The sequence below is a fragment of the Pseudomonas sp. BRG-100 genome (assembly GCF_000737955.1).
Taxonomy (GTDB): domain Bacteria; phylum Pseudomonadota; class Gammaproteobacteria; order Pseudomonadales; family Pseudomonadaceae; genus Aquipseudomonas; species Aquipseudomonas synxantha_A.
Genome location: NZ_JPRX01000001.1, coordinates 3,041,479 through 3,060,556 on the forward strand (window position 1 = coordinate 3,041,479; position 19,078 = coordinate 3,060,556).

Below are 19,078 nucleotides of genomic sequence, written 5' to 3' on the forward strand. Positions count from 1 at the left end.
GGCTGGCTTGCCTGCGATGGCGCCAGCAGCCACACCCATGCATTCCCTGCATAAAATCCAGACCTCAAATGCACTTGCCAGCACACCCTGCGAACGGCGAAAAAACGCTCCTGTCCTTCGTCCGGTGAACCTCCATGTCCAAACCCCAACCCGTGCGCAACGTGCTCTACATCATGTGCGACCAACTGCGTCGCGACTATCTGTCGTGCTACGGCCATGCTCATCTGCGGACGCCGAATATCGACCGCCTGGCCGCTGCCGGTGTGCGTTTCAGTCGGGCCTATACACAAGGCACCATCTGCGGGCCGTCGCGCATGTCGGCCTATACCGGGCGTTACGTCAGCAGCCATCAGGTGGCGTGGAACGCCGTACCGCTGCCGCTGGAAGAGCTGACGATTGGCGACTACCTGCGCCCCCACGGCATCCGCACCGCGCTGGTGGGCAAGACCCACGCCACGCCGAACGTGGAGGCGTTACAACGCCTGCATATCGACCCCGACAGCGCCCAGGCCGAGCCGCTCAATGAGGTGGGCTTTGATGCGTACCTGCGCCACGACGGCATCTACCCCGACAGCCCGCTGTTCGACGACAAACGCGAGTCCGCGCCTTACACCCATTACCTGCGCGAGCAGGGCTACGGTGGTCGCAACCCCTGGCATGACTGGGCCAATGCGGCCCAAGGTGAAGACGGTGAAGTGCTCAGCGGCTGGCACATGCGCAATGCCGGCAAACCTGCGCGGGTGGCCGAACAACATTCGGAGACCGTCTACACCACCGACCGCGCCATCGACTTTATCGGCGAGCAGGGGCAGCAGCCATGGTGCCTGCACCTGTCGTACATCAAGCCGCACTGGCCCTACATTGCCCCGGCGCCGTACCACGCGCTGTATGGCGCCGAGCATATCCAGGCGCCGATTCAACCTGAACACACCAGCGATCACCCGGTGTACCAGGCGTTTCGCCAACACCAGGAGAGCCTGAATTTTTCCAGGGATGAAGTGCGCCTGACGGTGATTCCCACGTACATGGGCCTGATCAAACAGATCGACGATCAACTCGGGCGGCTGTTTGATTTCATGCAAAGCACTGGCCGCTGGGACGACACGCTGATCGTGTTTACCAGCGACCATGGTGACTTCCTCGGCGATCATTACCTCGGTGAAAAAGAGTTTTTGCTGGAGCCTGCGGTGGGTGTTCCCTTGATCGTGCGCGACCCACGGGCCAGTGCCGATGTCAGCCGTGACAGCGTGGACGCACGCCTGGTGGAAACCATCGACGCCCTGCCCACTTTCCTCGACGCTCTGGGCCTGCCCGCAGCCGACCATCGCCTCGAAGGCCGCTCGCTGATCCCGCTGTTGCACGGCGAGCAACCCACCTGGCGCCACTACGCCATTGCCGAATACGACTACGCCTTCCAGGCCCCGGCTCGGGAACGCCTGGCGCAGCCCATCGACCGTTGCCGCATGACCATGGTGCGCAGCGAACGCTGGAAGTACCTGGCCTATGACGGCTTTCGCCCGCAGCTGTTCGACCTGGAAAACGACCCGCAGGAAATCCACGACCTGGGCAGCGATCCCGCCTATGCCCAGGTGCGCGAGACTCACTTGGGTTATCTGTTCGAATGGCTGCGTGGGTTGAAGCGGCGTACCACCATCAGCCACACCGAGATCGAAGTGCGCGGGCAATGGTTTCGCTATGGTGAGCCGGAGGCGGAAAAAGTGGTGCAAATTGGGGTCTGGTAAACGCCACAAATCCAATGTGGGAGGGGGCTTGCTCCCGATAGCGGAGTGTCAGTCACAGCATTTTTGACTGGCCCACTGCTATCGGGAGCAAGCCCCCTCCCACATTTTGATCTCCAACCGGCTTAGAGACCTTTCGTGGTCTGGCTGCGCTGCCCCTGCACACCCACCGGCACATCACCCTTGAGCGTGACCCGGCGCACGATGCGCTCTTGGGTGCCATAGTCGTCCACCGCGTAATGCTGGGTGGCACGGTTATCCCAGATCGCCACGTCACCGGTATTCCAGCGCCAGCGTACGGTGTTTTCCAGACGCGTGACGTGGCCTTGCAGCAGGTTGAACAGCTGGGTCGACTCCGCCTGGGAATAGCCTTTCAGGCGCTTGACGAAGTGCCCCAGCAGCAGGGTTTTCTCACCGCTGACCGGGTGCACACGCACCACCGGGTGTTCGGTTTCGTACACTGTCGAAGTGAAGACCTTGCGGTATTCCTCCAGCTTCTCCACCGCTACATCCGGCTTGCGTGCGGCGTAGTCGTATTCGTTGCTGTGCACCGCCCATAGGTGGTCAGCCAACGCACGCAGCTCGACGCTGAGGTCGTTGTAAGCGGCGGCGGTATTGGCCCAGACGGTGTCGCCGCCGGACGCTGGCGCCAGCACCGAACGCAGGATCGAAGCTTTTGGGTAGGCATCGACGAAAGTCACGTCGGTGTGCCAGGAGTTGGCGCGCTGTCCACGGGTGCCATCCAACTCCATCAGAAAGCGCGTGCCGTCGCGCACCGGCACCGTAGGGTGTGCAATCGGCTCACCGAGCAGGTGGGCGAAGGCTTCCTGGCTCTGGTCATCGAGATGGGTTTGTTCGCGGAAGAAGATGACCTTGTACTGCACCAGTGCCTGCTGGATGGCCTCAACGGTGGCGGCATCCAGGTCACCAGACAGTTTGATGCCACGGATCTCGGCGCCGATACGACCGGCCACCGGGTGGATGTCGAGCGCGTGGGCGATGGGTTGAACAGCTAATGCGGCGTTGCTCATTGTGATGACCCTCATGTGCCTGCTGATGGTGGAGATGCTTTCCAGCAACGCTCTATCCATATGCATTTTAGATCTAGCAAATGAATCAATGCTTCGTTGACGGAATAAGAGCTTGCATTTAAAACCTCAGCTTGCTCGGTCGCAAATGCCTTCGACCTATTTTTAAAATGCCGGGAAAGCATATGGATCTTCGCCAACTGCGCTACTTCATCGCCCTCAACGAACACCGCAGTTTCGTGCGTGCGGCGGACGCCATGGGCATCACCCAACCAGCGTTCAGCCGCAGCATCCAAGGGCTGGAACAGGAGTTTGGTTGCGTGCTGGTAGACCGCGGCCACAAGGACCTGCGCCCTACGCCGGAAGGCCAGGTGGTGTTGCAGCACGCCCTGAGCCTGGTGCACGGCGCAGCGCTGCTGAGCAGTGAAGTGACGCGCATGACCAAGCTCGACGCCGGCGACCTGCGCTTCGGCTGCGGCCCCGCGCCCGCCGTGAAACTGGTGCCGGATGCGGTGGCGCGGTTTATCAACGCCCACCCGAAAATCCGCACCAGCTTCCAGGTGGACAACTGGGAAACCCTCAGCCGCAGCCTGAGCCGTGAAGAGATCGAATTCTTTATCGCCGACATCCGCCAGTTCGAGGCCGACCCGAATTTCCAGACCCGCGCACTGACACCCAAGCGCGGCGTCTTTTTCTGCCGCCCTGGGCACCCGTTGCTGGCCAAGGACAGCCTGTCGACCAACGATATGTTCGACTATCCGCTGGCCGCGCCGCTGATCTCCCAGGGTATTCGCAAACTGCTGGCGAACCTGAGTGGGCGCATGGATTTTTCCCCGAGCATCCAGACCGAGCACTTCCCGGCGCTGGTGAAGATTGTGCTGCAATCCAACGCCATCGGCGTCGGCACCGAGGAAGCGTTCGCCGAGGATGTGGCCAGCGGTTCGCTGGTGCTGCTGCACTGGCGCAACCTGCCGCAGAATATGGAGACCATGAGTGCGCGTTGCGGGATTGTCAGTCGCACGGGGTCGCGGTTGTCGCCAGCGGCGAAGGCGATGATCGAGACGTTGGTGGAGGTGGATAGTCAGCAGGTAAGTGTGGCGGTTTGAAGGGCCTCATCGCAGGCAAGCCAGCTCCCACATTGAGCGGTGAACACATTCAAGTGTGGGAGCTGGCTTGCCTGCGATAGCGATAGCCCAGGCACCGACAAGCTCAGAGCCCCGCCGCCACCAAACCCGGCGCCACCCAATCGCTCACCTGAAACGACTTGCGAATCAGCTTCTCCTTCGAGGCCAAATCCACCGCATCCTGCAATTTGCCCAGGAACACCGGGTCCAGGGTCGAGGGGAAAATCTCACTGAGTTTCTGGTCTTTCAAATCATTGGTCAGGATCACCGGCGGGTAACTGGCCAACCCCGACACCAGCGCGATGTAAGCCTGCTTATTGTTGTCATCGGTCAACCACTGCACTGCTTGCTGCTGGGCCTTGAGCAGCTTGGCCACAGCATCTGGGTGTTCGTCGACAAACTTGGCGCTGCCCACCAGCACGGCCTGGATGCTGCCGGCATCGCCCAGGTCCTTCGTGGTCAGCGGTATTTCTGCCAAGCCTTTGGCCTGCAACGCCGTGAGAGTGGAACCGCCCCAGGTTGCGTCAATCTGCTTGGCGGCCAGCGCAGCGCTGGCGGCATTGAAGTCCAGGTTGATGACCTTCAGGTCCTTCTCACTCAAGCCCTGGCTGGCCAATGCGCTGTCGAACGACAACTGGCTGGCCGTGCCGCGAAACACCGCCACGCGCCTACCCTTGAGGTCTTGCAGGGTCTTGATGCCTGAACCCGGCACCACACCGAGGTAGTGCTTGACCCCACGTGCGGTGGCGCTGAGCAGCCGCGTATCCAGGCCATTGGAACGGCCGATGATTGCCGCCAGGTCGCCCAGATAGGCGAGGTCCACCTGGCCGTTGGCGAAGGCTTCATTGATCACAGGGCCCGCGCCTTTGAAGTAATTCCACTGGATCTTGATGCCTTGGTCGGCAAAGGCTTTTTCATAGATTTGCTGTTCACGCAAAACGTCGGTGATGCCGCCGCCACTGTGCTGGCTGCCGGCACTGAGGTCGGGCACGGCGATGCGAATTTCCTTGAGGTCAGCGGCATGCACCAGCCCGGCCAGGGCGGTACCGGCGAACAGGCTGATCAGACGTTTGAAGGGCAGTTTCATAAGCGCAGCTCCTGGTGGGCGACGGTCGCCTGGGGAGCAAAAAATAGGCACAGCACGAACAAAACTTTAAATACTATAAATGCACAATTTAATAGCTTTTTGGACTATGCGAGCGAATACACAGGCTCCAGAGCGGTATGCATGAACAGCATCGAAAATATTCTTCGAATGCATTGGATGCGTGGAGAGCTGAGGCTTTAAATGATTTCTCTTATCTCGCAATCATCTTGATTACGTTTTTATAAGATCGAAATCACATAATGCATTTGGCGACACGGAGGTCTTCCATGGCCCGGATTTCACTTTTGAGCCTACCTCTGGTGGCCCCGTCCAACGGTAGAGTGCCGCGTTGGCCGCAGCTGTGTCAGCGCCTGTTGGCGTGGCTGCTGCCGTTCACGTTGTTTGCCCTATGGTGGTTGGCCAGTCGCAATCACTGGATGAGCGAACAGATTCTGCCCGCCCCCACCCTGGTGTGGAGCAGCGCAGTGGAGTTGGCCGGTGGCGAGTTATGGAGCCATCTTGCGATCAGCTTGCAGCGCCTGTTCTGGGGCCTGCTGGCCGGTATCGGCGTGGGCGCGATACTCGGCGCAGTCCTGGGTTTCAGCGCCCGCGCCGAGCGTTTGGTATTCCCCACGTTCAGCGCGCTGTCGCAGGTACCGACCTTGGCGTGGATTCCGCTGTTCATGGTGTTTTTCGGCATTGGCGAAACCTTGAAACTGGTGGTGCTGGTCAAGGCCATTGTGGTGCCCGTAACCCTGCACACCTTGGTGGGCGTGCGCGACGCCCAACCCAACCTGCGCGAAGCCGCCCGCGTGTTGCGCCTGCCCACCCACTTGCTGATCCGCCGCCTGATCCTGCCCGCTGCGCTACCGGCGTTCATGGCCGGGGTACGCCTGGCCCTGGCGGCGGGCTGGACGTCGTTGCTGGCCGTGGAGTTGCTGGCCTCCAGCGAAGGCATCGGCTACCTGATGGTGTGGGCGCGCCAGTTGTTCATGCTCGATATTGTCTTTGTGTGCATCGTGGTCATCGGCGTGCTGGGCGTAGTGATGGACCGCGGCATCGGTTGGCTGGATCGCAAGTGGGTGCACTGGCCCCATCCGGCTACAGCGCAGATCCGCCGCGGGCCACGCTATGAAGGCTGGCAACGCTTGCAACCGTGGCTGTTGCCGCTGCTATTGCTGACGTTGTGGCAAGTGGCAACGCAACAGGGTTGGGTCGACCCGAACATTCTGGTCAGCCCCCAAGCGGTGCTGCAAACCACCGTGGCGGGTGTGCTGGATGGCAGCCTGACCACGGCGCTGGGCAAAAGCCTCGGCCGGGCCGTGGGTGGCTTGCTGCTCGGCGGCAGCCTGGGCTTTGCCGTGGGCTTGTGGCTGGGGCTGTCGCGGCGCAGTGAGCGGGTACTCAGCCCGACCCTGGCCGCGCTGCGCCAGATCGCGATTTTCGCCTGGGTGCCGCTGCTCACTGCCTGGTTCGGCCTGGGTGAACTGGCCAAGTGGGTGTTTATCGCCCTCGCCGCGTTCTTCCCGTTATTCATCGCCACTCAGCGCAGCGTGCTCAACCTGTCGCCGCAACTGCGCGAAGCCGCGCAAGTGCTGCGCCTGAACCTGTGGCAACGTCTGCGTCGCCTGGTACTGCCGGGGGCCGCGGCGGGGATTTTCGCCGGCCTGCGCCTGAGCCTGATCTACGCCTGGATGGGCACCATCGGCGCGGAATATTTCATGCCTTCGGACGGCGGCATCGGCAGCCTGATGATCGGCGCCCAACAGCTGCTGCGCATGGACCTGATCATGAGCGGCATGCTCCTGGTCGGCCTCACCGGCGCCGCCCTCAACCTGATCGGCCAACGCATCGAAACCCGTGCCACCCGCTGGAGACACGCATGAACGCACCGATTGTCAGCTTCAACCATGTGGGCAAAAGCTTCGATGTCGACGGCTTCGAACTGGAAGCCATCCGCGAATTCAACCTGCAGATTGCCGAAGGGGAATTTGTCGCGATTGTCGGCGCCAGCGGTTGCGGCAAGTCCACCCTGCTGCGTCTGCTGGTGGGGCTCGACACGCAATATCGCGGCGAGATCCAGGTTGATGGCAAGGCCGTCAGCGGTATCGGTGGCGAGCGCGGTATCGTGTTCCAGGAGCACCGCCTGTTTCCCTGGCTGACCGTGGCGCAGAACATCGGCCTGGGCCTGGTCAACGAGCCGCTGAACGAGGCCGAGCGCAACCGGCGCATCCGTGACTTTATCGAGCTGGTGGGCCTCACCGATTTCACGCGTGCCTACCCGCATCAACTCTCCGGCGGCATGGCGCAACGGGTGGCGATCGCTCGTGGCCTGGTAGCCAGCCCACGCATCCTGTTGCTGGACGAACCCTTCGGCGCCCTCGACGCACTGACCCGCCAGCAGATGCAGGACGAGCTCCTGGCAATTCGCGCCCGCGCCAGGATCACTACGGTGCTGGTCACCCACGACGTGGAAGAGGCGATTTTCCTCGCCGACCGCGTGGTGGTGATGGAGCCCCGGCCCGGGCGCATCAAGCAGATGGTGGACATCGCCCTGCCCCATCCGCGCCAGCGCAGCAGCTTTGAATTCCATCAACTGCGCGAACAGTTGCTGCATGAACTGATCAGCGACGACCACTACCAGCCGCCGGTGCGCGAACAGATCCGCGATTTGCCCCTGGCGTTCATTGCTTGCTGAAAGCGAGTTTGACGCCCGGCTGCTCCTGGCGCTCAAACCGATTGGCCCGGGCGAAGGTGCCGAAATCATTGAAGCGCACGCCCATCTGGGCCATGACCTTATGCGCCACCTTGACGGTCATCTGGCGAATGTAGAACGGCTCCTTCACCACAAAGTGATGGATGCCATGGGTGCTGCCGAAGTTGAAGCAGAACGCCTGCAACGGCCACAGCCACCAGGGGTTCAATACCTGGGTCTGCTGGATCACGTTGCCCAGTTCCACATCGCCGTAGTAGTGCATGTTGGAGCTGACAAAGTGCAGGCAGAACGTACGCAATACGTTGGGGCCGATGATCACCACTGCAGCGATGTCGATCACCTGCATCATCTGCAAGGTGCCGGCCGACCACATGATCGGCGCGCCCAACAGGCTGGCAATGCCGTTGGCAGCATGAAAGCCGAGGAGGACGTACCAAGCGCCCCAATGCAGGAGTGCCAGCGGGGCATACACCAGCACCACGCGCTTGAGGATGCTGAGCTTGTGTGCCCAAGTCTTGGCCCGCAGCATTCGGATCAAGGCCGACATCATGTTGTCGCCCACCATCAGCAAGCGCGCAAGCCCCCAGGGCTCGCCGTTGGTAATGGCGCGCTCTTCCATATCGGTCTCCGTGCCGGAGACCTTGTGATGGTTGAGGTGCAAATGCCGGCGTATCCACGGGTTGATCGTGCTTGGCCGTGCCAGCCATACCAGGCCCATCATCAGGTTGTGGGGCAGGCGCTGCTTGCGAAAGTACATGCTGTGGATCAGGTCGTGCTCCAACTCGTGGGTCAGTGAAGCAAAGAACGCATTGAGCAGCAGGCACGCCCACCAGGCCAGGTGACCGCTGATATAGAGCGCCGCCGAGCCGAGCATGCCCAACAAGGCAAACGCCAGGATGCCCGCGCCCAGGGCGTCCTGATGCAGCAGCCAGGGATGGCGCTGGCGCAATCGGGCGCCCTCGGCCAGCACCACCTCACGGATATGCGCTGAACGTTGTTGTGCGTTCATCTGTTGGGGACTTGCAGAAGTACCGTCCATGCTTCCATCCTCTTGTACATTGATGTGTCCATCCTGCCCTAAGCGATCGGGCAGGACGCTAGCCCCGGACGCCAACCTGTTGACCGCAAGCGCCAATCGCCATGACCGAACCCACTTCCCTCGCCAGTTGGACCCGCGCCCTGCGCAAGCAGCTCGACGCCCTGGGCCTGAACAGCGCCACGCTGTGCGCCGAGGCCGGGCTCGACCCGCAGCAGATGGACGACCCCAACGCACGCTATCCGTTGTCGGCCACCACGCGCCTCTGGCAACTGGCGGTGCAGGCCAGCGGTGATCCGGCGATTGGCTTGCGGGTGTCGCGGTTCGTCAGCCCCACCACCTTTCACGCCCTCGGTTATGCCCTGGTGGCCAGCGGCAGCTTGCGCGAGGTGTTCGAGCGCATCGTGCGCTATCACCAGGTGGTCAGTGACGCCCTGAGCCTGGAGTTGACCCGCCATGGCGACGCGTACCACTTTCGCCTGCTCCAACCCCAAGGCAGCCCCGCGCCGGCGCCGGAGGCCATCGACGCCTTCGTGGCGATCTATGTGCGCACTTGCCGCAACCGCCTGGGGCGTGACTACGCGCCGTTGGCCGTTTATCTAAGGCGCCCGGAACCCGCCGACCCCACGCCGTGGCATACCGTATTGCGCTCGCCGGTGTTTTTTGCCGCCAGCGAAGACCGCCTGGAGTTCGCTGCCCACGACTTCGACAGCCATCTTGACGACGCCAACCCGGAATTGGCCGAACACAATGAAACCGTGCTCAAGCGCACCCTCGCCCACCTGCAACCGCTGACCTGGGAGCGCAAGGTGCGCGCCGTGATCGAGGCGCAATTGCCCGATGGCGAGCCGAGTGCCGAACGCGTTGCCCAGGCCTTGCACCTGAGCTTGCGCAGCTTGCAGCGCCACTTGGCGGATGAAGGCTGTCGGTTTGATGCGCTACTCAATGAGTGCAGGCAGAACCTGGCGTTGCTGCACCTGAGGGATCCGCAGTGTTCGTTGGCCGAGATCAGCCATTTGCTGGGGTTTGCCGATACCAGCAGTTTCAACCGGGCGTTCAAGCGCTGGACGGGGATGACGCCCGGGCAATTTCGGGAGGGGTTGCGGTAGGAGGATTTTCAGTGGCTGTGATGGCCTCATCGGGGGCAAGCCCCCTCCCACATTCTGATTTGTGAACACGTTCAAAGTGTGGGAGGGGGCTTGCTCCCGATAGCGGTCGCCCAGGCAATCAACGCCCACGATCCCGGCGCAATACTTTCCTCACCCGCGCCACTAACACCTTGGCGTCAAACGGCTTGAGCAAGTAATCATCCTCATGCAGCTCCAACCCCCGCAACCGGTCTTCAATCCCGCCAGGCGTGGTCAAAAACAAAATCGGCGTTTTGCCGCGTTGGCGAATCGCCTGCTGCAATTTCCAGGCGTTCAAGCCCGGCAGCATCACATCCAGAATCACCAGCTCGTACACAGTGCTTTCCACAAACCGCTGCGCCGCCATGCCGTTGGCCGCAACTTCCACAGAGAAGCCGGCCTCGCTCAGGCCCTGGGCCATAAGCTGCGCCAGTTGCGGCTGGTCTTCCACTAACAACACCTGCATGTCTTACCTCTGGGTTTGATTACAAACCTGTCATCCAATTGTGCGGCTTTTGTCCGCGTCCACTGGCTACCGTGAGCACCTGCCTCCTGGAGCCACAAACATGTATCGCACCGCTTTGTTCTTGAGCCTCGCTGTGACCACCGCTGCACAGGCAACGCCACCACTGCCACGCCATGCCGAGCTGGATTTGCACACTGCGCGCCAACTGGCCGACGCCAGCCTGGCCCACTGCACGGCCGCGCTGACGGTATTGGACCGTGGTGGCAATTTGCTGGTGGCCCTGCGGGCGGACGGTGTCGGCCCGCACAACAGCTTCGCCAGCCAACGCAAGGCATACACGGCGCTGTCGACCAAAACCCCAACCCGGCTGTTTGCCGAGCGTGCGCGTAACAACCCTGAAGCCGCCAACCTTAACAGCTTGCCCGAGTTGCTGTTGCTCGGCGGCGGCGTGCCGCTGTTTGCCGAGGCTGAGCTGGTCGGCGCGCTGGGCATCGCCGGTGCCGGCGGCGCTGCGCAGGACGAAGCCTGCGCCATACAGGCTGCCGAGCAATTGGGCTTGAAAACCACCCCTTGATTCCACCCACTGTCACAAGGATTTCTCGATGAAAACCCTAAGCACGACCCTTGCCGCCCTCAGCCTGAGCGGCCTGTGCAACCTGGCCCTGGCCGCCGGCAACCCGCTGAGCGTACACGTGCTCAACCTGGAAAACGGCCTGCCATCGGCCGGTGTCAGCGTCACCCTGGAACAGCATGTGGGCGATCAGTGGCAATCACTGTCCCAGGGCGTGACCAATCAACAGGGACGAATCGCCGAACTGTTCCCCGCCGACCAGAGCATGAAGCCGGGCGAGTACCGTGTGGTGTTCAAGACCGGCGATTACTACAAGAAGGCCAACCGCGAGACGTTCTTCCCCGAGGTGCCGGTGATTTTCCAGGTCAAGCAGGTCGACCAGCACTACCACATCCCGCTGTTGCTCAGCCCTTACGGCTTCTCCACCTATCGCGGTTCATAGGCCCGCGGCAAGGCGCAGCCCGGCGAGGTCCAGTATCTCGATGGCGCCGTAGCTCAAACCAATGATGCCCTGTTGCTCCAGCGCCTTGAGCAGACTGTTGATGGTCTGGCGCGACAGGCCCAGCATCGCCGCCAGATCCTCCTGAGGCAGTTGCAACATGCGGCGCGCCTGCTCTATTTCGCCGTAACCCTGGGCGATCATCAGCAACCGATGGGCCAGACGCTTTGAGGCGGGCATCAGGCTTATCTGCTCAATGTTGATCAAAGACAGGCGCAGTTTATGGCTCATCAACAGCGCCATATCGCGCCAGAACACCGGTTGTTGTTCAAGAATCTTGAGTATCGCCGCCTGCGGTACCTGCAACAGCGTGCAGGCTCCCGTGGCGAGGGCATCGTGGGTGCGTGGCAGGTTGTCGAACAGGCAGATCTCGCCGAACCAGTGAGGGGTTTCCACCAGGCTCAATACCGCTTCCTTGCCTTGGGCGCTGACGGCACTGATGCGCACCGCCCCTTCCAGCACCGCATACAGGCCACACGGCGGGTCGCCGCGTTTGAACAGGAACTGCCCCGTTGCAAGTACGCGCAACCGCGCCGCCCCCAGCAGGCTACGCTGAAAGTCTGGCGGCAAGTGGCTGAACCACTGACCGCGAACCAATTGCGCGTGCCATTTGCCTGTGTCCATGGGAACTCCGAAGATTGTCGCCCAATTGACAGTTAGGCACCGACTGACAGGGCATGATCAAACATCCTACAGGAGGAACAACAATGAAAAGCCTCGTCGACCACCTCAGTCAATACGCCGCCTACCACCGCGACCCGCGCAATATTGTCAGTCACTTTATCGGTATCCCATTGATAGTGGTTGCCGTGGCTGTGCTGCTGTCACGCCCCGAGTGGACGGTGGGTGGCCTTTGGGTCTCGCCAGCGGTGCTCCTGGCGTTGTTCTCGGCGTGGTTCTACCTGCGCCTGGAACTGGCCCTGGGCGCGCTGATGACGGTGTTGATGGGTCTGTCGGTATGGGCTGGGCATGTATTGGCGGCACAGAGCACGATGGTATGGCTGAGCAGTGGCGTGGGTATGTTTGTGGTGGGCTGGGTGATTCAGTTTGTCGGGCATTACTACGAAGGCAAGAAACCCGCGTTTGTGGACGATGTGTCGGGGCTGATCGTGGGGCCGTTGTTTGTGGTGGCGGAGTTGGCGTTTTTGCTGGGGTTGCGGCAGGACCTGCAAAAGCAGATTGAACAACGTTCAGGCCCGGTGGGACGCCGCGATCTCAAGCCAAGTGAAGTCTAAATGTGGGAGGGGGCTTGCTCCCTCCCACATTGGGTTCTGTATTGAGTTTAGGCTTTTTGCCAGACCTTGGGTTTGAAGAACAGGGTCTCGCCACGGGCCAGCCCGGTGAGGCTGTCGTGGTCTTTCACCACCTCAGCCTCGATCAGCTCGCTTTGCCCTTCCACCTTCAAGGTCACGCGAGTCGTTGCGCCCAGCGGACGAATATCGCGTACCTCGGCCGCATGGTGATCTTCCAGTTCATGCCGCGACAACGACACTTCGTGGGGGCGGAACAGCAGGTGCTTGTCTTCGCCCAAATGCAGGCGGTTCGAATCACCCAGGAAGTGATAAACAAAATCGCTTGCCGGGTTTTCGTAGACATCCCCCGGTGAGCCGATCTGCTCGATCACGCCCTTGTTCATCACCACGATGCGGTCGGCGACTTCCATGGCCTCTTCCTGGTCGTGGGTCACAAACACTGAGGTCAGGTTGATGTCTTCGTGCAGGCGCGCCAGCCAGCGGCGCAGCTCTTTACGCACCTTGGCATCAAGGGCGCCGAAGGGCTCGTCCAGCAGCAGCACTTTAGGCTCCACCGCCAGCGCGCGGGCCAGGGCGATACGCTGGCGCTGGCCACCGGAGAGTTGTTCCGGGTAGCGGTCGGACAACCAATCGAGTTGCACCATGTTGAGCAGCTCATGGACCTTGGCCGCGATCTGGCTTTCATTCGGGCGCTGGTTTTTCGGCTTCATGCGCAGGCCGAAGGCGACGTTGTCGAACACGGTCATATGGCGGAACAAGGCGTAGTGCTGGAACACGAAGCCAACATTGCGATCCCGCACATCGTGGCCGGACACGTCTTCGCCGTGGAACACGATGCTGCCGGCATCCGGGGTTTCCAGGCCGGCGATGATGCGCAGCAAGGTGGTCTTGCCGCAGCCGGACGGGCCCAGCAACGCCACCAGCTCGCCACTCTGGATATCCAGGTTGATGCTGTCCAGGGCCTTGAAGGCGTTGAAGTTCTTGCTGACATTACGGACTTCGATCGACATGACTTATTCCTCACCGGCGCTGTTGCGCAGGCGGTTGATTCGGTTCTCGCTCCACTGCTTGAGCAGCAGGATGAAGAGCGCCAGGATCAGCAACAGGCTGGCCACCGCAAACGCGGCAACATGGTTGTATTCGTTGTAGAGGATCTCGACGTGCAGCGGCAGGGTGTTGGTGACGCCGCGAATGTGCCCGGACACCACCGACACCGCGCCGAACTCGCCCATGGCCCGCGCCGTGCACAGCACCACGCCGTAGATCAGGCCCCATTTGATGTTCGGCACGGTGACATGCCAGAACATCTGCCAGCCATTGGCGCCCAGCAGGCGCGCGGCCTCTTCTTCCTGAGTGCCTTGCTCCTGCATCAGCGGGATCAGCTCACGGGCCACGAACGGCACAGTAACGAAGATGGTCGCCAGCACGATGCCGGGCAAGGCGAACACGATCTGGATGTCATGGTCCTGCAACCATGGGCCGAAGAAGCCCTGGGCGCCGAACATCAGCACGTAGACCAGGCCCGCAATCACCGGTGAAACCGAGAACGGCAGGTCGATCAACGTGACCAGGATGCTTTTGCCACGGAACGAATACTTGCTTACGCACCAGGCCGCGCTGACCCCGAACACCAGGTTGAGCGGCACCGAAATCAACACGGCGATCACCGTGAGTTTCAGCGCCGACAGCGCGTCCGGCTCAAGGATCGCGGTGAAGAACGAACCCAGGCCATTCTTCAGGCCCTGGGACACCACGATCACCAGCGGCAACAGCAGGAACAGGGCGAACACCAGCCAGCCAAGGCCGATCAGGATACGTCGCGACGTCGCGCTGCCACGGCGGGCAGCGTTGGCCGAGGACGCGGCGGAAATAGACGATTGGGACATGTTCCGCGCCTCCTTATGGACGTTCGATGCGCCGCTGCAACAAGTTGATCAGCAGCAGCAAGACAAAGGAAACCACCAGCATCAGCACACCAATGGAGGTGGCGCCGCGGTAGTCGTATTGGTCCAGCTTGACCATGATCAGCAACGGCAGGATTTCGGTTTTCATCGGCATGTTGCCGGCGATGAAGATCACCGAACCGTACTCACCCACGCCACGGGCGAAGGCCAACGCGAACCCGGTCAGCCAGGCAGGCAACAATGCCGGCACGAGGATATGGCGGAACACCTGCAGTGGCTTGGCGCCCAGGCAAGCGGCGGCCTCTTCGACTTCCCGGGGGATATCGGCCAGTACCGGCTGCACCGTGCGCACCACGAAGGGCAAGGTCACGAAGGTCAGCGCCAGGGTGATGCCCAAGGGGGTATAGGCGATCTTGAAGCCCAGGTCGGTTGCGAACTGGCCGACCAGGCCGTTAGGCGCATACAGCGCGGTCAAGGCAATACCGGCGACGGCAGTGGGCAAGGCGAACGGCAGGTCGATCATCGCATCGATGATCTTGCGGCCGGGGAAGGTGTAGCGCACCAACACCCAGGCCAGCAGCGTGCCGATCACGCCGTTGATCAGCGCGGCGTACAGCGCGGTGCTGAAGCTCAGCTTTAACGCCGCCAGCACGCGAGGTGCGGAGATGATGTTCCAGAACTGATCCCAGGTGAGTTGGGCGGCGTGTACAAACATCGCCGCCAGCGGGATGAGCACGATCAGGCTGAGGTACACGACGGTGTAGCCCAGCGTCAGCCCGAAGCCGGGTATGACGGGGGAAATACGACGCGACATAAGAGTCCTTGGTTAAAGGGTAGACACCACTGTAGGAGCGCGCTTTTTGTGGCAGCTGGCTTTTCTGTGGGAGCCGGGCTTGCCCGCGATGCAGGCACCTCGGTGTATCAGCCACACCACGGTGATGCTATCGCAGGCAAGCCAGCTCCCACACAAGCCCAGTTCCTACAGAAAGTCAGGCCCCTACAGTTACTTTGGCTTACTGCGCCGTGTAGATCTGGTCGAACACGCCACCGTCGTTAAAGAATTTCGGTTGGGCAGTTTTCCAGCCGCCGAAATCTTTGTCGATAGTCACCAGGTCCAGTTTCGGGAACTGCTGGGCGTATTTGGCGGCTACTTTTGCATCGCGTGGGCGGTAGAAGTTTTTCGCCGCAATCTCCTGGCCGGCCGGGCTGTACAGGTGTTTGAGGTATTCGGTGGCGATCTCGGTATTGCCTTTTTTCTCGGCGTTCTTGTCGACCACAGCCACCGGCGGCTCCGCCAGGATCGACAGGGACGGCACGACAATGTCGAACTTGTCGGCGCCGCCGTCTTCTTTCAAGGCCAGGAACGCCTCGTTTTCCCAGGCCAGCAATACGTCACCCTGACCGTTGTTGACGAAGGTAATGGTAGAACCCCGGGCGCCGGTGTCCAGTACCGGGACGTGCTTGAACAGCTCTTTCACGTACTCCTGAGCCTTGGCTTCGCTGCCTCCGGCCTTGAGGCCATAGGCCCAGGCAGCAAGGAAGTTCCAGCGCGCCCCGCCGGAGGTTTTCGGGTTGGGCGTGATCACCGACACGTCTTTCTTGATCAGGTCGCCCCAATCCTTGATGCCTTTAGGGTTGCCCTTGCGCACCAGGAACACGATGGTCGAGGTGTACGGGGTGCTGGCGTCCGGCAGACGCGTCTGCCAGTTTTCCGGCAGGGTCTTGCCCAGCTTGGCGACTTCATCGATGTCACCGGCCAGGGCCAGGGTCACCACGTCGGCGCGCAGGCCGTCGATCACTGCTCGTGCCTGCTTGCCCGAGCCGCCGTGGGACTGCTGGATCTTGACGTTGTCGCCGGGGTGAGACTGCTTCCAGAAGTTGGTGAACTCTGCGTTGTAGTCCTGGTACAGCTCACGGGTCGGATCGTACGAGACATTGAGCAACTCGTAGTCCTTGGCAACAGCGGAACCGGCAAACACGGCACTGGCCAGCGCGGCCAAGGCATAACGGCGAATCGACGACATAGAAGCTCCTGAAATTCTTGAGTGTTGGCTTTTCTTATTAGTTGCGGGTCTATCGCCGTTCTTGCTCAGCTCGGTTTGTTACCCGGGTTCTGCAGGCGGAATTTTTCCTTGCGCTCGATCTGTACCACTTGGGCGTTGTGCACAGTGATTTCCACCGCGCCAAAGCGCAGATCACGCAAGGCGCTCTGGATCTCACGCAAAATGGCTGCTTCGTCCTGGCCGTCGACGCTACGTAGAGATGCGCTCATGGTCTCGCTCCTGAAATGAATAGTGCCTGGCAGTGACGACACTGCTTGCGGCGTGAGGGCGATAGTAGATAAGCGTGGATATTCTTAAAAATACTATTTAAGAATGTTTATATAACCAGAAAGAATTTTCTGATAGGGCGCGGGGTTGCGGGTGGATTTTCTGCTCAGATGCTGAAGTTAAGGCCTGATGTGATCCAAATGTGGGAGCAAGCCCCCTCCCACATTTTGAGCGCATTTCAAGTCTGGATTTGGGGTGCTCGGGTCCAGTCGATAGCGTCGGCCGGCATCGGTCGTCCAAACCAATATCCCTGGCCCATATCGCACTCCTGACCCAACAGGAACCGCGCCTGTTCCACCTGCTCGATTCCTTCGGCATGTACCTGCATCCCCATGCTTTTGGCCAGGGCGATGACCACGCGCACGATCGCGGCGTCGTCTTCGTCCCACGGCAGACCGGCGACGAAGCCTTGGTCGATCTTCAGCTTCTGCACCGGCAGGCGCTTGAGGCGCAACAGCGAAGAGTAGCCGGTGCCGAAATCGTCGATGGCCAGGCGCAAGCCCAGTTCGCGCAGACGGTGCAGTTGCTCCAGAGCCACTTCGGGGTCGTCCATCACTGCGCTTTCGGTGACTTCCAGCTCAAGAAACGCCGGGTCCAGGCCCGTGTCGTGCAGCACCTGAGCCACTTGTTCATAGAGTTCACGCCGGGCAAACAGGCGGCTGGAGACGTTGACGGCGATAAAGCCCAACGGCGCGCCGTCCGCCAGCCATTGGCACATCTGCCGGCACGCCTGGTCCATCACCCACGCGTCGATATCGGCAATCAACCCGGTGCGTTCGGCGATGGGGATGAATTCGCCAGGGGGCACCAGGCCGCGCTCCGGATGCTGCCAGCGCACCAGCGCTTCAACGCCCACCAAACGGCTGTCGGGCAGGTTATGCACCGGCTGGTAGTAGACGCGCAGTTCCTGCTGGTCGAGGGCACGGCGCAGTTCGCTGGCGATCTCCACGCGATTTTGCGCGTGAGCGGTCAGCTCTTCGGTGTACAGGGCATAGCCCTCGCGGCCGACGCTTTTGGCCTTGAACAACGCGGAGTCGGCGTTGCGCAGTAATTGCTCGGCGCTCAAGGCATCGCTGGGGAACAGGCTGATGCCAATACTGGCGCTGATAAACAATTGATTACCGTCAAAAACAAACGGGTCTTTCATGGCATTGAGCATGCGCTGCGCCAAGGCAGCGGCCTGGATCACCTGTGGACAACTTTCCGCCAGCACAGCGAACTCGTCGCCGCCCAGCCGCGCGAGTGTGACCCCAGGCCCGAACAGGCCCTTGAGACGGTCAGCCACCAGCTTGAGCAACTGGTCTCCAACATTGTGGCCCAGGCTGTCATTGATGATCTTGAAGTGGTCCAGGTCCATTAACAGCAGGGCACAGCCACGCTTGTGCACTTGCGCCGAGGCCAGGGCCTGCTCGGTACGATCGGTGAATAAAAGGCGGTTGGGCAGGTCGGTGAGCGGGTCGTGATGGGCCAGGTGCGCCAGTTCGTGTTCGGAGTCCTTGATGGCGCTGATGTCCGAGAACACCGCGACGTAATGGCTGATATGGCCCCGCTCATCGCGAATCACACGGATGGTTTGCCACTGTGGATACACCTCGCCGCTTTTGCGGCGGTTCCAGATTTCGCCGCTCCATTCACCTTCACGTTCCAGGGTCTGAAACATCTGTTGATAGAAAGCCGACGAATGGCGCCCGGACTTGAACAGGCTGGGTGGTCGGCCCATGACGTCTTCGCGGCGGTAGCCGGTAATCTCCATGAATGCGCGATTGACGTGCACGATCAGGCCCTGGGCATCGGTGACCAATACACCTTCGCGGGTGCAATCAAACACGGCGGCCGCCTGTTGCAGGCGTACGCGGTTTTCTTGCAGGGGCAGCTGTAGTTGGTGGGCGCGGGCGAAACATACGCCCATCAGGTATATAGCCAGCGCACTCAGGGCTACCCAGACGTAGCCGCGAAGTTGCAGCCAATGCGCCAGCGCCCCCGGTTCATCGATAAAGTTGATCAATAATTGGTGGCTGAGTCTGAGCCATACGACGGAAATCAACAGGTATACCAGCCCCGCACGTAGGGCTCCTCGGTATGAAAACAGCATATGGTCAGTAATCCTTACCAAAAAAAACAGAATCGCCCTACGAAGGCTGGGGATTATAGAATAAGAAACATCCAGTCACTCCTATCTGAAAGAGCGGCTGGTTTTC

General features: G+C 61.0%; 19 protein-coding genes. 8 read left to right on the forward strand and 11 right to left on the reverse strand.

Translation table 11 applies throughout. From position 1 onward, the window contains the following. Positions 1–134: 134 nt before the first annotated feature. The gene (locus JH25_RS13890; RefSeq protein WP_032878448.1) at positions 135–1,742 is read left to right on the forward strand and encodes an alkaline phosphatase family protein; all 1,608 of its coding nucleotides are present in this window, start codon (positions 135–137) and stop codon (positions 1,740–1,742) included. A gap of 122 nt (positions 1,743–1,864) precedes the next feature. Here the strand turns inward: JH25_RS13890 and JH25_RS13885 are convergent, their stop codons facing one another. After that, positions 1,865–2,770, reverse strand: coding sequence for a TauD/TfdA dioxygenase family protein (locus JH25_RS13885; RefSeq protein ID WP_032878449.1), 906 nt, complete (start codon positions 2,768–2,770; stop codon positions 1,865–1,867). 182 nt (positions 2,771–2,952) lie between these two features. Here JH25_RS13885 and JH25_RS13880 point away from each other — a divergent pair, with 182 nt between their 5' ends. After that, positions 2,953–3,873, forward strand: a complete 921-nt coding sequence (locus tag JH25_RS13880) for a LysR family transcriptional regulator (RefSeq protein ID WP_032878450.1) — start codon at positions 2,953–2,955, stop codon at positions 3,871–3,873. Between the two features lie 103 nt (positions 3,874–3,976). Here JH25_RS13880 and JH25_RS13875 read toward each other — a convergent pair whose 3' ends face one another. Continuing rightward, the gene (locus JH25_RS13875) at positions 3,977–4,978 is read right to left on the reverse strand and encodes an ABC transporter substrate-binding protein (protein WP_032878452.1); all 1,002 of its coding nucleotides are present in this window, start codon (positions 4,976–4,978) and stop codon (positions 3,977–3,979) included. Positions 4,979–5,265: 287 nt separating this feature from the next. Between JH25_RS13875 and JH25_RS13870 the strand changes: the two genes are divergently transcribed. Both JH25_RS13870 and JH25_RS13865 read left to right on the forward strand, forming a co-directional pair. Beyond that, positions 5,266–6,864, forward strand: a complete 1,599-nt coding sequence (locus JH25_RS13870; protein WP_032878453.1) for an ABC transporter permease — start codon at positions 5,266–5,268, stop codon at positions 6,862–6,864. Further along, positions 6,861–7,676 (forward strand): ABC transporter ATP-binding protein, encoded by an 816-nt coding sequence (locus tag JH25_RS13865; RefSeq protein WP_032878454.1) that lies wholly within the window; start codon positions 6,861–6,863, stop codon positions 7,674–7,676. Before JH25_RS13870 ends, JH25_RS13865 begins: the two co-directional genes overlap by 4 nt. Here the strand turns inward: JH25_RS13865 and JH25_RS13860 are convergent. Continuing rightward, positions 7,663–8,733 carry a fatty acid desaturase gene (locus JH25_RS13860; protein ID WP_032878455.1) on the reverse strand — a complete coding sequence of 357 codons (1,071 nt, stop codon included), beginning with the start codon at positions 8,731–8,733 and terminating at the stop codon, positions 7,663–7,665. The genes JH25_RS13865 and JH25_RS13860 overlap by 14 nt on opposite strands. Positions 8,734–8,834: 101 nt before the next feature. Here JH25_RS13860 and JH25_RS13855 point away from each other — a divergent pair, with 101 nt between their 5' ends. Continuing rightward, on the forward strand, positions 8,835–9,839 hold the full coding sequence (locus JH25_RS13855) for an AraC family transcriptional regulator (RefSeq protein ID WP_032878456.1): 1,005 nt from the start codon (positions 8,835–8,837) through the stop codon (positions 9,837–9,839). A gap of 118 nt (positions 9,840–9,957) precedes the next feature. On the opposite strand, the gene JH25_RS13850 is transcribed toward JH25_RS13855, so the two are convergent. Next, positions 9,958–10,323 (reverse strand): response regulator transcription factor, encoded by a 366-nt coding sequence (locus JH25_RS13850; RefSeq protein ID WP_032878457.1) that lies wholly within the window; start codon positions 10,321–10,323, stop codon positions 9,958–9,960. Between the two features lie 100 nt (positions 10,324–10,423). Here JH25_RS13850 and JH25_RS13845 point away from each other — a divergent pair, with 100 nt between their 5' ends. Together JH25_RS13845 and uraH are read left to right on the forward strand one after the other, a co-directional pair. Further along, the gene (locus tag JH25_RS13845; RefSeq protein WP_032878458.1) at positions 10,424–10,897 is read left to right on the forward strand and encodes a GlcG/HbpS family heme-binding protein; all 474 of its coding nucleotides are present in this window, start codon (positions 10,424–10,426) and stop codon (positions 10,895–10,897) included. Positions 10,898–10,925: 28 nt separating this feature from the next. After that, positions 10,926–11,336: a hydroxyisourate hydrolase gene (gene uraH, locus JH25_RS13840; protein ID WP_032878459.1), complete on the forward strand. Its 411-nt coding sequence runs from the start codon at positions 10,926–10,928 to the stop codon at positions 11,334–11,336. On the opposite strand, the gene JH25_RS13835 is transcribed toward uraH, so the two are convergent. Next, on the reverse strand, positions 11,331–12,017 hold the full coding sequence (locus tag JH25_RS13835) for a Crp/Fnr family transcriptional regulator (protein ID WP_032878460.1): 687 nt from the start codon (positions 12,015–12,017) through the stop codon (positions 11,331–11,333). The two genes, uraH and JH25_RS13835, sit on opposite strands and share 6 nt — an antisense overlap. Before the next feature lie 83 nt (positions 12,018–12,100). Here JH25_RS13835 and JH25_RS13830 point away from each other — a divergent pair, with 83 nt between their 5' ends. Then, entirely contained in the window at positions 12,101–12,628 is a 528-nt protein-coding gene (locus tag JH25_RS13830) for an Mpo1 family 2-hydroxy fatty acid dioxygenase (RefSeq protein ID WP_032878461.1), read from the forward strand. Positions 12,629–12,675: 47 nt separating this feature from the next. Here JH25_RS13830 and JH25_RS13825 read toward each other — a convergent pair whose 3' ends face one another. The 6 genes from JH25_RS13825 to dibA form a co-directional block, all read right to left on the reverse strand. Then, a complete protein-coding gene (locus JH25_RS13825) occupies positions 12,676–13,656 on the reverse strand; it encodes a sulfate/molybdate ABC transporter ATP-binding protein (protein ID WP_005783710.1) in 981 nt (326 codons plus the stop codon). A gap of 3 nt (positions 13,657–13,659) precedes the next feature. Continuing rightward, positions 13,660–14,532: a sulfate ABC transporter permease subunit CysW gene (gene cysW, locus JH25_RS13820; protein ID WP_032878463.1), complete on the reverse strand. Its 873-nt coding sequence runs from the start codon at positions 14,530–14,532 to the stop codon at positions 13,660–13,662. A 13-nt stretch (positions 14,533–14,545) separates the two neighbouring features. Next, on the reverse strand, positions 14,546–15,364 hold the full coding sequence (cysT, locus tag JH25_RS13815; protein ID WP_005783708.1) for a sulfate ABC transporter permease subunit CysT: 819 nt from the start codon (positions 15,362–15,364) through the stop codon (positions 14,546–14,548). A gap of 199 nt (positions 15,365–15,563) precedes the next feature. Continuing rightward, entirely contained in the window at positions 15,564–16,574 is a 1,011-nt protein-coding gene (locus tag JH25_RS13810; RefSeq protein ID WP_005783707.1) for a sulfate ABC transporter substrate-binding protein, read from the reverse strand. Positions 16,575–16,639: 65 nt separating this feature from the next. Then, positions 16,640–16,822 carry a sulfur starvation response protein OscA gene (oscA, locus tag JH25_RS13805; RefSeq protein ID WP_003170956.1) on the reverse strand — a complete coding sequence of 61 codons (183 nt, stop codon included), beginning with the start codon at positions 16,820–16,822 and terminating at the stop codon, positions 16,640–16,642. A 236-nt stretch (positions 16,823–17,058) separates the two neighbouring features. Further along, a complete protein-coding gene (gene dibA / locus JH25_RS13800) occupies positions 17,059–18,972 on the reverse strand; it encodes a phosphodiesterase DibA (RefSeq protein WP_032878464.1) in 1,914 nt (637 codons plus the stop codon). Positions 18,973–19,078 lie beyond the last annotated feature (106 nt).

Coding starts and splice junctions, on each gene's coding strand:
- JH25_RS13870 (WP_032878453.1), top strand. CDS start 5,266: ATGGCCCGGATTTCACTTTTGAGCCTACCTCTGGTGGCCCCGTCCAAC.
- dibA (WP_032878464.1), bottom strand. CDS start 18,972: ATGCTGTTTTCATACCGAGGAGCCCTACGTGCGGGGCTGGTATACCTG.
- JH25_RS13835 (WP_032878460.1), bottom strand. CDS start 12,017: ATGGACACAGGCAAATGGCACGCGCAATTGGTTCGCGGTCAGTGGTTC.
- cysT (WP_005783708.1), bottom strand. CDS start 15,364: ATGTCGCGTCGTATTTCCCCCGTCATACCCGGCTTCGGGCTGACGCTG.
- cysW (WP_032878463.1), bottom strand. CDS start 14,532: ATGTCCCAATCGTCTATTTCCGCCGCGTCCTCGGCCAACGCTGCCCGC.
- JH25_RS13810 (WP_005783707.1), bottom strand. CDS start 16,574: ATGTCGTCGATTCGCCGTTATGCCTTGGCCGCGCTGGCCAGTGCCGTG.
- JH25_RS13855 (WP_032878456.1), top strand. CDS start 8,835: ATGACCGAACCCACTTCCCTCGCCAGTTGGACCCGCGCCCTGCGCAAG.
- JH25_RS13830 (WP_032878461.1), top strand. CDS start 12,101: ATGAAAAGCCTCGTCGACCACCTCAGTCAATACGCCGCCTACCACCGC.
- JH25_RS13845 (WP_032878458.1), top strand. CDS start 10,424: ATGTATCGCACCGCTTTGTTCTTGAGCCTCGCTGTGACCACCGCTGCA.
- JH25_RS13875 (WP_032878452.1), bottom strand. CDS start 4,978: ATGAAACTGCCCTTCAAACGTCTGATCAGCCTGTTCGCCGGTACCGCC.
- uraH (WP_032878459.1), top strand. CDS start 10,926: ATGAAAACCCTAAGCACGACCCTTGCCGCCCTCAGCCTGAGCGGCCTG.
- JH25_RS13860 (WP_032878455.1), bottom strand. CDS start 8,733: ATGGACGGTACTTCTGCAAGTCCCCAACAGATGAACGCACAACAACGT.
- JH25_RS13825 (WP_005783710.1), bottom strand. CDS start 13,656: ATGTCGATCGAAGTCCGTAATGTCAGCAAGAACTTCAACGCCTTCAAG.
- oscA (WP_003170956.1), bottom strand. CDS start 16,822: ATGAGCGCATCTCTACGTAGCGTCGACGGCCAGGACGAAGCAGCCATT.
- JH25_RS13850 (WP_032878457.1), bottom strand. CDS start 10,323: ATGCAGGTGTTGTTAGTGGAAGACCAGCCGCAACTGGCGCAGCTTATG.
- JH25_RS13890 (WP_032878448.1), top strand. CDS start 135: ATGTCCAAACCCCAACCCGTGCGCAACGTGCTCTACATCATGTGCGAC.
- JH25_RS13865 (WP_032878454.1), top strand. CDS start 6,861: ATGAACGCACCGATTGTCAGCTTCAACCATGTGGGCAAAAGCTTCGAT.
- JH25_RS13880 (WP_032878450.1), top strand. CDS start 2,953: ATGGATCTTCGCCAACTGCGCTACTTCATCGCCCTCAACGAACACCGC.
- JH25_RS13885 (WP_032878449.1), bottom strand. CDS start 2,770: ATGAGCAACGCCGCATTAGCTGTTCAACCCATCGCCCACGCGCTCGAC.